We start from the raw sequence: 12,845 nt of genomic DNA, 5'->3' as shown, positions 1-12,845 counted from the left end.
TCCGGGGACTGCCGGAGGAACTCACGGCACGGAAACGCTCTCGGTGACGAGCCGTCGCCCTCCGCGTGAGCGGCCCTTCCGCGTTCCACCACGGGGAGGAGGGCTCCGGTGGGTCATCCCGGGAACGAGGCGGGTTCCCGCTCCGAGCCCTTCGGGGCGGTGGACTCCACCGGAAGAGGGCGGGGTCGTTTGGGGCCGAGACCGTCGCCGGAGGAAACCCCACGGATCCGGCGGCCGACCCACGGGCCCAGGTGGTGTCCGATCCAACGCAGGTCCTCGCCGCGACGTGCGGTCCACGGCCGGTGTGGCTGAGGGGGCCACGGGGCACGCCAGTCCTCGGCTGGCTCCAGTCCGAGCACCTCGGCGGCCCGCAGGGCGACGCGGCGGTGCCCCTCCGGGGAGAGGTGGAGTCGGTCCGCGCTCCAGGCGCGCCGGTCCTGAAGCACCCGCATGGACCACAGGTCGAGGACGTGGCATCCGTGACGCTGGGCCGTGGCCCACAGGTGCGAGTTGTAGGTGCCCACCTTGCCGCGCACCAGCCGCATCACCGGCGTCTGTCTGGTGTCGAAACCCGTGCCTATCAGCACCTCGGCCCCGTGGGCCCTGATCCGGGCGACGGCCTCGTCGAACCGGCGGGCCAGCTCGTCGGGATCGGTGAACGGGCGGATGATGTCGTTGCCCCCGGCGGTGAAGGCGACCAGGTCCGGCTGCGTCTCCAGCACACGGGGGAGTTGTTCGTCGAGGATCTGGTCCAGCAGTTTGCCGCGTACCGCGAGGTTGGCGTAGCGCAGCTCCGGGTTCGCCGCGGCCAGCCCCTCGGCCAGCCGATCGGCCCACCCGCGGAAGCTCTCCCCCTCGGGACGGGGATCGTTGAGACCTTCGGTGAAACTGTCGCCGAGGGCCACGAACGTGTTCCAGCGTGAGGCGGTGCCGTCCCCCTCCGGCTCCCGCACGTGTTCCCCCAGCGTTCGCTGTCGCTCGTAGCTCATGCGACTGCCTTTCGTGCTCTATGTGTCCTTTTTCCGCGGAGCCGCCACCGGGCAACACCCTGGACCCGTGTTGTTGACCTACGCCACCGTCGGTACGTGTTCGGTGATGAACAGCACTTTCCTTCCAACGGGATTCTTTTTCACTCGAAGGGCGACTTTTCCGGGCGAACATGTGGTTTCGTATCGTTGAACACGCTCGTCGACCGATGCGGACGAAAGTAGCCCGAAAGGCGCGCACGAACGCGCGAGAGCTGCTACCGTCCGGCGAGGGTGAGGCGATGATCAAGGGGACGTGTCGAGATCGGGAGTGGCCGAACGGTGCCGCATCGATCACCTGAACGGGGAACGCGAAGCGGAACTGTTGACGTCGGAGCGGGTGTGTCCGTCGGCAGCGTCGAAGCTCTGGGGGAGTCGTGACGAGTCCACGTGATCCGGTGGCCGGGACGACCGGACAACGACGACAGTCCCCGGGGTTTCCGCACCGTCGGCAGCGTGCCGAGACGTCACCCGGAGGTGCTCCGCCTCCCTCGGAGGGCAACGGTGCCGAGGGCGGGGGCAATGCGCGCCCGCCGGCCCCACCCCAACACGGAGGACCCGTGGCGGAAACGCCGCGACAGCCCCGGGGCGCCGGACGACCCGAGACCTCGCCCCCCACCGGTTTCCCGGTGCCCGACCGTTTCGACCTGCGTGCGGAGTTCACCGCGGCGGCGGTGCAGTCCGACCCGTTGGCGCTCTACACCCGGCTCGAACGGTTACCGCAGCACTTCGCCCGGCGGTTCCCGCGACGGGAGCCGGGCTCGACGGCGGGGACGACCTCGGTGCTGTCCGGAGACCTCGACGGTGGTCCGGTTGGGTCGAGCGGGGAGACCGCTTCGGGGGAGACCGCCGTGCAGGTCCCGGCGGGCGCCTCCGGTGCGTCCTCGGTCGGATCCGCCCGGCACCTCCCGCACGTGGCGGGTTCCCTGTCGGAACCGGCACCCGCCGCCCACGCTCGGTCCACAGCGGAGGGTTCCCCGTCCTCGGAGTCGAACGCGCCGACGGCCGGGGGCGCGGAGCCGGAACGCTCGCCGACACCGCCGTCTCCCGTCCCCTCGACGGGGGAGGACGGGGATCCGCCCGGCCCGGCCGAACGCACCGAGATGATCATGGGTGTGGCCGGCCCGTTGGCCTCGGAACCCACCGGGACGGACTCCGCCGGTGGGCGGGAGGAAGTCCACGGCTCGGAACCCTCCGAGGACGACCGGCCAACGACGCGGATCCCGCCGGTGCCCGCCGAGGCGGAGGGGGTTTCCTCCGCACCGGCTCTCGCCCGTCCGCGGCCTCCGGTCACGGAGCGTCCCGGTCCCGAGCCGGGTTTCTCCGCCTCCGCCGCGCCCGAGGCACCGGGGAGGAACCGACCGGTGAACAACGGCGTGGACGCGGCGCGACCCCCCGGCCGTGGTGGTTCCGTTCCCGGCACCCCGGTCCCACCACCGGGTCCGCCGAGGGTCGCTGCCGGCCCGACAGCGCCGCAGGCACCGTCCGGAACTCCGCCCGCCGGGCCGTCCGGCGGTCCCGTTCCGGGTGATCGGTCCGGCGCCGGGCCGGAACACCGAGGGGCGCAGCCACCCTCCGGTAACTCCCCCGGGGAACCTCCCCGGGACCGGACGGGGCCGGAGAAGCGGCCAGCGGGCGAGGGGTCCCGTTCCGGCGTGCGTCCCCCGAGGTACGAACCCCGTCCGGACGGTGGGTTCGGCCCCATGGGATCGGGTTCGTGGGTGTCCGGGGGGATGAGTTCCCGCTTCGCCCCCCGCGCCAGGGAACGCCCGGAGAACGAGGAGCAGGAGGACTCCGACAGGCCACGTCTCAACGAGCTGCGCAGCGGACAGGGCTACCACTTCGAGGACGAGGACGAGCGCCCGCGTTTTCTCGTGCACACCGACGACGCGGCTGGTGGTGCCGACTTCGGGGAGGACCGGTTGGTCGCCCCGCCCGTGATCGGCGAGGGGCCGGTGGGATACGGCTTCTGACCAGGTCTTCGGCATGGTCCGGTCCGTCCCCTCCACGGAGGACGAGGGCCGGTTTTCGAGAACAGGCAGGTGAGCGGGGCGACCGTGACCCCGCGAGCACCTTTGCGAGGGACGCCCGTACATGGTCGAGACGATCAACCTCTCCCTGTCCGCTGTCGGCGTGCTGGGAGCACAACTGAACCTGGACGTGCGGCAGTACCCGTTCGAGTTCCCTCCCACCGGTGGGACTCCGGAGGAGCGGGACGAGCTGACCAGGAGGGTGTGGGCCGAGTTGGAGTCGGCCGGTTTGGCCAGCGGGGGAGAACCCGAACCCGAGGTGGCCGACGCCCTGTACCTGATGTGCAGTTCCGAGGTCTCCGTGGCGGCGGCGGGACTGCTGGACATCCGTGGCGGACTGCGGTTGGCCGCCCGTGCGGTCTCCACGGGGGAGGTGGGGGTCGTCGGTGTGATCACCGCTCACGGGCTGCGACTGGACTTCATGGACCCCGAGACGCTGCCCGAGGTGTGTGTCCGGCTGCTGCCACGGGCCCCCGCCGGCAGGGGCGGACCCGTGCGGGTTCCCGTGGAGGCGCTGCGGATGCGGGCGCGGAACACCGGTGAGGACCGGGATACGGGCCCCACGGAACCGGAACTGCTCGCCCGGGCCCCCAAGTACCGCATCGGGCACTTCGTGGTGAGCGGAAACGAGGGAGAGGCGTCCCGACTGCCCGGGATCGTGTGGTTCGACACCGAGCACGGCCGGTACTCGATGCGTCGTGTCGATGCCTCCGAGGGGGAGGTGCTCGACTGTTCCCCGGTGGACCACCGGGGGCTGGTCGCGCAGCTCACCGACTCGCTCGACCGGGTGAGACGGAACTAACCCCTGTAGGGGAGTGTGACGTAGGACAGGGCACGTTCGGCGACGAGTGCGTCCTCCGGATCAGGTAAGGCAGGCTTAAGTTGTGAGCCGTGACAGCGCCGCCACCGAGACCGGTGGCCCCGACGAGCGCGATTCGTTGATGCGGGTGCTCGGTGGGCGTGCCTCCGCCGTCGACGCCAGTGTGCCCCCCGTGGCCTTCGGTGCGGTGTGGGCGTTCAGCGACGGTTCGATCGCCGCCGCCGGGATCGCCGCCGTCGGAGTGGGGGCGGTCATCGGGGCGTGGCGGCTGACCCGGGGAGCACGTCCCCTCGCGGTGCTGCTCAGCCTGCTGGCCGTGACCGTGGGGGCGCTCATCGCGCTGCGCACCGGCCAGGCCGCCGACTTCTACCTGATCCGGCTCGTCTCCAACGCGGCCAGCGGGCTGGCGTGGATGACCAGCATCGCGGTGCGGTGGCCACTGCTCGGCCTGGTGGTGGGCACCGTGCTCGGGCAGCGGACCACGTGGCGTCGCGACCCCGAGCTGCTGCGGGCCTACAGCAGGGCCAGCTGGGTGTGGGTCGGGCAGTACCTCACACGGCTGGTGGTCTTCGTCCCGCTGTGGGCGGCGAACGCGGTGTTCGCGCTGAGCGCGGCCCAGGTGGTGCTGACCTGGCCGCTGGTGGCGTTGTGCGTGGCCACGAGTTGGTGGGTGCTGCGGCGCACCCTGCCCGCCGACCACCCCGGGATCCGGCACGTGCGCGAGTCCGGCTGAGCACCCCTGCCGGAGCTCCGCGCGGAGCACTCAGACCTGCCGGTGGAGCACGGAGTCGGTTCGTTCGCCGAACCACCGCTCGTGCAGCCGCAGCGCCTCGCCCTCGTCGACCAGTTGCCGGGCGGCCAGCCAGGCGGCCCCGATCGCCCCCGAGCCTGCCGTGATCGGCTGTGCCCGGCTGCGTTCGGCCAGCTCGCCGCGCACCGCCTGGCCCAGCGGCCCCTCCGCGCACAGGAGGCCGCCCGCCAGCACCACGGGCCTCTCGTCCTCCTCCGCGTGGACGGACAACACGTCGGTGGCCAGCATGTGGGCCGCGCGGGAGACGATCCCCCGGGCCTTTCCGCCTCCCTCGGAGGCCGAGGCCGTCACCAGCGGCGCCAGTTCGGCCAGTTTCACCGGCCGGTCCCCGACGAACGAGATGAGGCGGCGGCACAGCAGGGTGTCCGACTCGTTCCGGGGTTGGTCGGCGAGCACCTCGTTGAGGACGGAGGCCACCAGCGGGTCGTTCTTGCCTGTCCCCCGTTCGAGGGCTCGCAGCGTGACGCGCACCGCCTCACGCCCGAGCCAGAAGGCCGATCCCTCGTCCCCCAGCAGCCACCCGTGACCGCCCACGGTGCGGGACAGCACGTGGTTCTCGATACGGGCCACGATCGATCCGGTTCCGGCGATCAGGGCGGTGCCGCTCGGCTCCGGGGTGCCCGCGGCGAAGGCCACCTCGCTGTCGGAGACGGTGCGCACCTCGCAGCCCAGCCCCAGGCTGCGCCAGGCCTGTTCGTAGCGACCGGCGATACCGGGATCGCTCAGCTTGCTGATGCCGGCCATCCCCAGGACCGCGGCACCGACCCGTCCCCGGTCGACCCCGGACAACGCCGAGCGGGCGGCCCGGGTGGTCTGCTCCACGGCGTACTCCGGCGGGTGGGAGTTCGGGTTGCCTCCGCCCGCGTGTCCGACCCCCAGCACGCGGGAGTCCAGGTCGGCGACGACCGCGCGGCTGGAGGTGCCGCCCACGTCCAGACCGAGGACCAGTGTCTTGTCGTCGGTGGTGTCGGTCATGGTCCTCCCGTCCCCCCTGCTCGTCGGCCGCGCCGCCCGGCGTAGCCTGGCTGTGCCCGTCCCGCCCCGCCCCCTCGGTGGGACGGGCTTTCACATGTCCGTGCCGGGTGGTCACCTCACGGTATCCCGGTCAGCGGGTGCGCGTGACCTTGTTCAGTCCCCGCGGCCGGTCCGGGTCCTCCCCGCGTTCGAGAGCCAGGGTGAGCGCCAGGCGCTGCACGGGCAGCACCTCCAGCACCGGGGCGATCTCCTCGGCGGAGTCCGGCAGCTCCACCGCGTGGGAGTGGGGGACCGCCTTCGCTGCGGAGCCGATCGCGCAGACGTCCGCGCCGCGTTCGTGCACCGTCTCCAGTACCTCGGTCATCGCGGTGCCGCCTCGCCCCGAACTGCACAGTGCCAGCACGGCCGTTTCGGTGTCCACGGCCGCCACGGGGCCGTGCAGCAGGTCGGCTCCGCTGTAGGCACGGGCGGAGAGGTAGCTGGTCTCGGCCAGTTTGAGGGCGGCCTCGGCGGCCGTGGCCGAGGAGTACCCGCGTCCGGTGGTCAGCACTCGGTCGGCGAACCGGTAACGCCGCACGGCCTCGTCCAGTTGTTCCGTGGGTTCCAGGGCCCGTTCGGCCAGTTCGGGCAGCCGTCGGGCGTGCTCCGCCTCACCACCGCGGATCGCGTCCACCAGCAGGTACAGCGTGAGCAGCGTGGCGCTGTACGTCTTGGTGGCCGCCACGGCGTGTTCGGGTCCCGCCGCGATGTTCACCGACATCTCCGCCGCCTTGTTCAGCGCGGAGTCGGGGTTGTTGGTCACGGCCACGGTGGTGGCCCCGTTCCTGCGGGCGTTCTCGGTCACTTCGAGCAGGTCCGGCGAACCTCCGCTCTGACTGACCGAGACGAGCAGCACGTCGGTGAGGTCCGGCTGTGCGCCGTACAGGGTGGTGGTGGACGGTGAGACCAGCCCGGCCGGGAGCTGGAGCAGTACCTCCACCAGGTACTTGGCGTACAGCGCCGCGTGGTCGCTGGAGCCGCGCGCGGCCAGCAGGACGAAACGGGGGGCGCGCTCCGCCACACGCCGGGCGACCTCGGTCAGCGCGGAGCGGTCGGAGAGCAGGCCGTCGAAGACCGCGGGCTGTTCGGCGATCTCGGAGCTCATGTTCCTGCCGGGATGCTGGGACTGCTCGCCGGCCCCGGCACCGGGGTGCTCGGTCATCTCGTCGTCCGTCCTTCACCGTGCGACAATTCGGTCTAGACCAATCCTACCGGTGGGCTCCCCCGATGCGACAGCCCCGAGCCGCCTCCGTAGTTTTCCGAGCGGGGGTCCACCACCGGTTCCGAGTCCGGCATGCTGGAGTCAGTGGTACTGATCGCCCCGTTCAAGGCGCGACGGTAGGAGGAAGAATGCTCGAAGCGTCGGTGCCCGGCGGGGCCGACACGCCGACGAAGAACCAGCGCGAACCCAAGTACTGGGGGTTGAAGCAGCACCTGCTCGACATGCTCCGATCCATGCCGGCCGGATCGTCCATCCCCACCGAGCGCGCGTTGGCCGCCGAGTTCGACGTCTCCCGCACCACGGTGCGGCAGGCGCTGGCCGAGTTGACCGTGGAGGGCCGGTTGCTGCGGGTGCAGGGCAAGGGCACCTTCGCGGCCCAGCCCAAGGTGGCCCAGCGCCTCCAGCTGAGCAGCTACACCGAGGACATGCGGGCCCAGGGCAGGCACCCCGACTCGCGGCTGCTGGAGATGACCGAGGAGTCTGCCGAACGCGAACTGGCCCACCTGCTCGACATCCCCGCGGGCAGCCCGATCCTGCGGATGCGCAGGCTGCGCCTGGCCGACGACGAGGCGATGGCGATCGAGACCACGCACCTGCCGCTGACCAGGTTCAAGGGACTGACCAGGCTCATCGGGGAAGGCGGATCGCTCTACCAGGTGCTGCGCGAGCAGTACGGGATCTCCTTCGCCAGCGCCGAGGAGACGATCGAGACGGCCCTGGCCAGCCCGGAGGAGGCCGAACTGCTGGGCGCCGACGTGGGCCTGCCGATGCTGCTGCTGTCCCGCCACTCCTTCCACGGGGACGGAACCCCGGTGGAGTGGGTGCGCTCCATCTACCGCGGGGACCGCTACAAGTTCGTCGCCAGCCTCAACCCCCCAGCGAGCTGACCAGCAGCGCCGGATCGACGTTGCCGCCGCTGACCACGGCGACCGTGGTGGTGTCCGGAAGTTCCCGGGTCCGGTGCAGCCAGGCCGCCGTCGTCACGGCCCCGCTGGGTTCGGCCACCAGTCCGGGCCCCCTCGCCAGGTAGCCGACCGCCTCGGCGATCTCCTCCTCGGTGACCGTGACCACGTCCTCGACGAACGCCGCGAGGTGGGCGAAGGTCAACTCGCTGGGCTGGGCCGTGAGCCCGTCGGCGATCGTCCTGGTGCGTGCCCGCACCGGCCAGTCCACCCGCCGTCCCGCCCGCAGGCTCTGCCTGGTGTCGGCGGCCAGCTCCGGTTCCACCCCGATCAGCCGGGTCCGGACGTCCGCCCCCGACAGGGCGGCCCCCACGCCCGAGATCAGCCCTCCTCCGCTGACCGGAACCAGCACCGTGGCCTCGGACACCCCGCGCGCCCGCAGGTCCTCGGCGATCTCCAGCCCCACGGTGGCCTGCCCGGCGATCACCGCGGAGGCGTCGAAGGGCGGGATCAGGGCGGCACCGTTCTCCGCCGCGATCTCCCGGGCGCGTCGTTCCCGCTCGGCCACGTCCACCAGAACGATCTCGGCTCCCAGCGAGCGGGCAGCGGCGACCTTGGACCCGGGGGCGGAGTGCGGCACCACCACGGTGGTGGGCACGTCGAAGACCCGCCCCGCGTGGGCCACCGCGCGCGCGTGGTTGCCGCTGGAGTAGGTGACCAGGCCCCTGCTCCGGGTGCGCTCGTCCAGCACGGCCGTGGCGTGCAGGGCCCCGCGGAGCTTGAAGGCCCCGGTCGGCTGGAGGCTCTCGGGTTTGAGCAGCAGCGGCCGGGTGCCGTCCCCGACGGGAAGCAGCGGGGTGCGCACCGGCCCGTGGTGCTTCGGCAGCCGCGCGAGGACCTCCCGGGCGGCCACGGCGTCGGCGTGGGTGGTCAGCGACATGGGGACATCCTCTCCGATCGTGTTCCCCCGCCTCGCCGGGCGTGCGCCCCCGTGCGTCGGCCGGTGTCCGCGTTACACCGAAGTGGGGGTGTTCACTGGAGGGCCGTGCTCGGGAGCAGCGCGCTGCGCTCCGACGTTGGTGGGAGGGAATGGTCGGATCAGGTTCTGTTGGGAGTGCCATGAACTCGTTGGACCCGTTCGCAGCGACACCCCTCCGCCGTGAACGTGAGGGCGGCGGGCCTCACGCGGTGCCGCGACCGCGGGCCCGGCGGGGCGGATTCCCCGGTGAACCGGATCGGGGAGTGGAGACCGTGCGGAAGGTCCGGCGGGTATGACCGAACGCGAACGTCCCGACTCCCCGCCGCGCACCGAGGACTCCGAGCGGGACGGGAAGAAGGGCCTGTTCGGCAAGCTCGACCTCTCGCCGACGCAGGTGCTCGGTACGGCTTTGGCCTCGGTCACCGCCGCCTTCCTGGGCGGGAGCCTGGGGATCGCCGGCACCGTCTCCGGGGCGGCGCTGACCAGTTTGGTGATCACCGTCGGCGGTGCCGTGTACCAGCGGTCCCTGGAGACCACCAAGGAGAAGGCCGCCAACGCCGCCCTCCGCCGTCCCGGCAGACGAACGCCCGGGCAGGGACGGGAGGAGGCCACCCGCCGGATTCCCGCCGGACCGGCCGCCGCGCCCGGTGACGGGCAGGCCACCCGGGTGCTGCGGCCGTGCTCACCGGAGGCCACCACGGACAGGATCCCGTTGTCGGGCACGGACAGCGTTCCGTCGGGCGAGGCCCCGAGCCGCGCGCGGCGCGGGATCCGCTGGCGCGTGGTCGCCGTGACCAGCGGGCTCGCCTTCCTGCTGTGCATGGTCGTGGTCACCGGTTACGAGGTACTCACCGGCGACTCCGTCTCCGGCGACTCGGGAGGAACCACCGTGGGACGGATGCTGCACCCCCACGGAGGCGGACAGCCCCGGGAGCGGGGCGGTGAGGAGCTGCCCGCCGGATCCGAGTCGGTCGAGCCGACCGCTCCGGAAACCACGGAGCCCACCCCGGAGTCCTCGGCTCCCACCGAGCCCGAGCGCTCCGCGGAGAACCGGCCCCCCACGGCCACCTCCACGCCGCCCCCGACGACCACGGAGACGCCCGAGGAGACCACCTCCACCCGGCCGACGGAGGACGTGGAAGGGGGCGGCCCTTCGGCGGGACCCTCGGAAACCCCCGAGTGAGCCGTTCCCGGCTCGGCGGAAGGCGGCGGCGCTCCGCTCCTCCGACTTCCGCCGCCCCCGGAGCGGCCGGACACGGACCTCGCGGGTCAGCCACGGGCGGGCGAGTCGTGCAGCACGCACTCCGTGCAGTAGCCCGTGCCGGAGCGCCACATCTGGCAGCACGTCCGTCGTCGTGTCCACAACCCTTCGGGTGTGGCCGTCACACGCACCAGGTCCTCCCGGCCGGTGGCGGCACGCAGCGTCAGCGCGCTCGCCAGCGTGTCACCACCGATGCCGTCCCGGTCGGCGCGGCGCAGCACCTCGCCGATCAACCCCACCGCGTTGCCCCAGTACTGGTCGCTGTCGGCGGGTGGGCCGCCGATCCCGGCCAGGCCCCGGGTGAGGGGAGTGACCAGCGCCGACACCTCCGTCCACCAGCGGACCGCCCGGTCCTCGTCGGTTCCCGTGCGAACCGCCGGCCCCGGCAGCAGGCCGTGCAGGAAACCGTCCGGGGTCACCACGGCCCGCGTTCCGCGTGCCGAGGGGAAGTCCGTGCCGAGGTGGTACTCGGGAATCGTGGCGCACAGCATCAGCCAGCAGGCGCGGAAGGCGACCAACACCGTTCCGGCGCGGTGGTGCTCGAAACCGGCGCGTCGCTGCCAGTGCCGCACGTTGTCCGCCAGGTACGGCTGTTCCGGGTCGCAGAACCGTTCCCAGGGAACGGTCCTCGTCTCCGTCGTCGTGCGCCCGGGGCGGGCGAGTGCACGGGTGCCCGCCGTGAGCGGGTTCGGATCGCTGTCGGATTCCACGTGCCCATTCCACGTCACGGGACGGGAGCTCGTGTGCGGACCGGGCGAAACGATGAAGAGATGTTCATCGCTTCCGCGGGCAGTTGTGCGCACCGTGCCCGTCCCCGTAGGGTCCCGCTCTGCCGCAGTGCACGGGAAGCCGGTGTGAGTCCGGCGCGGTCCTCGCCACTGTGACCGGGTAGCGAGTCCTGGAACGCCACTGGACACGACGGGTGTCCGGGAAGGCTGGACAGTGTGGATCCGGAAGCCAGGAGACCGGCTGCGGCACACGCCAGATTCCACGAGCGATGGAAGGAAGGTTGTTCGATCATGACGACCGTTCCCGCCGCTGACCCGTTGTCCGCTGTCCCCCGTGTCCGGGTCCCCGCGTGGGCGTGGGCGGTGGCCGTGCTCTCCCTCATGCTCATGTACGTGGTGTTGCAGGAGAACGGGGCCGTGTTCGCCCAGACGGCCGAGGTCATCCACGAGTTCACCCATGACGGCAGACACGCCCTCGGCGTGCCGTGCCACTGAACGGGAGGCGATCGTGGAGAACTCGTTCGGTCGCATTCTGCGTGACGGGGTGCTCGCCGGTCTCGTGGCCGGAGCGGCGGCGGCGCTGGTCGCGCTGCTGGTGGTCGAGCCGCGGATCCGTGCCGCGCTGCGGATCGAGGAGGCGCGCGCCCACGACGGTGGTGGGCACGCGCATTCCCACGAGGAGATGTTCGGCCGGGTGACCCAGGTGATCGGTGGCATGGTGGCCGCCGTCGTGGTGGCGGTGGCGCTCGGTGCGCTGTTCGCCGTGGTGTTCGCCCGCCTGCGGCACCTGCTGCCCGCCCGCACCGAGTTCGGGCGCACCATGCAGCTGGCCGTGGTCGGGTTCTTCGCGTGGTCCCTGCTGCCCGCGCTGAAGTATCCGGCCAATCCTCCGGGGGTCGGGGGTACCGACACCGTCACCTACCGCACGGTGACGTACTTCTCGGTCATTCTGGCGGGGATCGTGATCGTGGCGCTGGCGTACCTGCTGCGCGGGTACTGCCTGCGGCGCGGGTGGTCCTCGCCTGTCACGGTCGCGGTCACCGCGCTGTTCGTGACGCTGCTCAGCGTCCTGGTGCTGTGGGCGTGGCCCGACAACCCGGATCCCGTCCCGGGCGATGTGCCCGCCGGGCTGCTCTGGCGTTTCCGACTGTCCTCACTGGCCGAGCTGGCCACGTTGTGGGGTGTGCTCGGCCTGGGGTTCGGGCTGCTCTCCGAACGGCGGGTGGCCGCCACCAACGGCACACGTCCGGTCGCGGCGGCGTCGTGACGCCGGTGTAGCGGATGAGCCCGTCGGTCCCGTCGAACAAGGCGGGGCCGGCGGGTCCGACTCCCCGGCGACGGCGGGTTCGGTGAGCCGACGGCGGGTTCTGCTCCGCACCAGCGTCCGCCGCGTGGAGGGAAGAGGAGAGCAGCGGCGGGGCTCGGGCCGGTTCTCCGGGGCGCTCCCGTCTTCCGGGAACGAACAGGTGCGTGGTGTTCGTGTGCCCGAACCACTGTGGCCGGACGGTCGTGACGGGTACGCTCGCGGGCCGTTGCGCCGGGGGCTTCCGGCGGTGTGAGGGGTCGTCGACGGGGGAAGCGTGTCGGAAGAACGAAGTCCGGAGTTGCGGAAACAGGGGGCCTTCCTCGCCGTCCTCACGGTGCTGCTCGTGATTCCGGGGCTGCTGGCGCACGGGGCCTGGGTTGTCGCCTCGTTCGAGGCGTGGGAGCACGGCGTCGAACTGTCCGAACTGCTCGGAGGCGTGGGTAATGCTCTGATCGTGGCAGCGCTGGGGGCGGGAGCTGTCCTGCTGACGCTGCGCCGCCCCGCCGGTCGGTGGATGGTGGTCGCGGGTGCGGTCGGAGCGCTCGTGGTGATCGTCGTCGAGATCGTGCACCTGCTGGTGCTGATCGCCCACACCGAGGACGGCGACACCAAGGGTTTTCTGGAGATGGGGCTCCTCTTCGTGTGCGCCGCCCTGCTCGGTCCGATCCTCACCCTGATGTGCACCCTCACGGCGAGCATGGGCGCGTGGCTCCGCCGGGGCTCTCCCGGTCCTTCCGAGCAGTAGAC

The 12,845-nt window shown here is 71.9% G+C and carries 13 protein-coding genes and 1 riboswitch; of the genes, 8 read left to right on the top strand and 5 right to left on the bottom strand.

The window, feature by feature from the left end; translation table 11 throughout:
* Nucleotides 1-113: 113 nt before the first annotated feature.
* On the bottom strand, nucleotides 114-989 hold the full coding sequence (locus CEP50_RS09710) for an SGNH/GDSL hydrolase family protein (RefSeq protein ID WP_181188307.1): 876 nt from the start codon (nucleotides 987-989) through the stop codon (nucleotides 114-116).
* Nucleotides 990-2,728: 1,739 nt separating this feature from the next.
* On the opposite strand from CEP50_RS09710, the gene CEP50_RS19855 reads away from it, so the two are divergent.
* The 3 genes from CEP50_RS19855 (at nucleotide 2,729) to CEP50_RS09695 (ending at nucleotide 4,608) form a co-directional block, all read left to right on the top strand.
* Nucleotides 2,729-2,998 (top strand): hypothetical protein, encoded by a 270-nt coding sequence (locus CEP50_RS19855; protein ID WP_146134779.1) that lies wholly within the window; start codon nucleotides 2,729-2,731, stop codon nucleotides 2,996-2,998.
* A gap of 121 nt (nucleotides 2,999-3,119) precedes the next feature.
* On the top strand, nucleotides 3,120-3,857 hold the full coding sequence (locus tag CEP50_RS09700) for an ESX secretion-associated protein EspG (RefSeq protein WP_106113613.1): 738 nt from the start codon (nucleotides 3,120-3,122) through the stop codon (nucleotides 3,855-3,857).
* 82 nt (nucleotides 3,858-3,939) lie between these two features.
* Nucleotides 3,940-4,608, top strand: a complete 669-nt coding sequence (locus CEP50_RS09695; protein ID WP_106113612.1) for a DUF3159 domain-containing protein — start codon at nucleotides 3,940-3,942, stop codon at nucleotides 4,606-4,608.
* A 30-nt stretch (nucleotides 4,609-4,638) separates the two neighbouring features.
* On the opposite strand, the gene CEP50_RS09690 is transcribed toward CEP50_RS09695, so the two are convergent.
* Together CEP50_RS09690 and CEP50_RS09685 are read right to left on the bottom strand one after the other, a co-directional pair.
* Nucleotides 4,639-5,661 (bottom strand): N-acetylglucosamine kinase, encoded by a 1,023-nt coding sequence (locus CEP50_RS09690; RefSeq protein ID WP_106113611.1) that lies wholly within the window; start codon nucleotides 5,659-5,661, stop codon nucleotides 4,639-4,641.
* A 130-nt stretch (nucleotides 5,662-5,791) separates the two neighbouring features.
* The gene (locus CEP50_RS09685; protein WP_106113610.1) at nucleotides 5,792-6,862 is read right to left on the bottom strand and encodes an SIS domain-containing protein; all 1,071 of its coding nucleotides are present in this window, start codon (nucleotides 6,860-6,862) and stop codon (nucleotides 5,792-5,794) included.
* A gap of 188 nt (nucleotides 6,863-7,050) precedes the next feature.
* On the opposite strand from CEP50_RS09685, the gene CEP50_RS09680 reads away from it, so the two are divergent.
* A complete protein-coding gene (locus tag CEP50_RS09680) occupies nucleotides 7,051-7,809 on the top strand; it encodes a GntR family transcriptional regulator (protein ID WP_106113609.1) in 759 nt (252 codons plus the stop codon).
* On the opposite strand, the gene CEP50_RS09675 is transcribed toward CEP50_RS09680, so the two are convergent.
* Nucleotides 7,790-8,764 carry a threonine ammonia-lyase gene (locus tag CEP50_RS09675; protein ID WP_106113608.1) on the bottom strand — a complete coding sequence of 325 codons (975 nt, stop codon included), beginning with the start codon at nucleotides 8,762-8,764 and terminating at the stop codon, nucleotides 7,790-7,792. The genes CEP50_RS09680 and CEP50_RS09675 overlap by 20 nt on opposite strands.
* Before the next feature lie 331 nt (nucleotides 8,765-9,095).
* Here CEP50_RS09675 and CEP50_RS09670 point away from each other — a divergent pair, with 331 nt between their 5' ends.
* A complete protein-coding gene (locus CEP50_RS09670) occupies nucleotides 9,096-9,986 on the top strand; it encodes a hypothetical protein (RefSeq protein ID WP_106113607.1) in 891 nt (296 codons plus the stop codon).
* 86 nt (nucleotides 9,987-10,072) lie between these two features.
* Here the strand turns inward: CEP50_RS09670 and CEP50_RS09665 are convergent, their stop codons facing one another.
* On the bottom strand, nucleotides 10,073-10,774 hold the full coding sequence (locus CEP50_RS09665) for a hypothetical protein (protein WP_106113606.1): 702 nt from the start codon (nucleotides 10,772-10,774) through the stop codon (nucleotides 10,073-10,075).
* 108 nt (nucleotides 10,775-10,882) lie between these two features.
* Nucleotides 10,883-11,052, top strand: a riboswitch (cobalamin riboswitch).
* A gap of 31 nt (nucleotides 11,053-11,083) precedes the next feature.
* Here CEP50_RS09665 and CEP50_RS09660 point away from each other — a divergent pair.
* From CEP50_RS09660 to CEP50_RS09650, 3 genes are all read left to right on the top strand, one after another.
* Entirely contained in the window at nucleotides 11,084-11,287 is a 204-nt protein-coding gene (locus tag CEP50_RS09660; RefSeq protein ID WP_019855742.1) for a CbtB domain-containing protein, read from the top strand.
* Entirely contained in the window at nucleotides 11,250-12,059 is an 810-nt protein-coding gene (locus CEP50_RS09655; RefSeq protein WP_258175128.1) for a CbtA family protein, read from the top strand. Before CEP50_RS09660 ends, CEP50_RS09655 begins: the two co-directional genes overlap by 38 nt.
* A 313-nt stretch (nucleotides 12,060-12,372) precedes the next feature.
* Nucleotides 12,373-12,843 (top strand): hypothetical protein, encoded by a 471-nt coding sequence (locus CEP50_RS09650; protein ID WP_106113604.1) that lies wholly within the window; start codon nucleotides 12,373-12,375, stop codon nucleotides 12,841-12,843.
* The last annotated feature ends 2 nt before the right edge of the window (nucleotides 12,844-12,845 follow it).

Source organism: Actinopolyspora mortivallis (assembly GCF_003001495.1).
Classification (GTDB): Bacteria; Actinomycetota; Actinomycetes; order Mycobacteriales; family Pseudonocardiaceae; genus Actinopolyspora; species Actinopolyspora mortivallis_A.
This window is presented reverse-complemented; position numbering and strand designations above follow the sequence as displayed.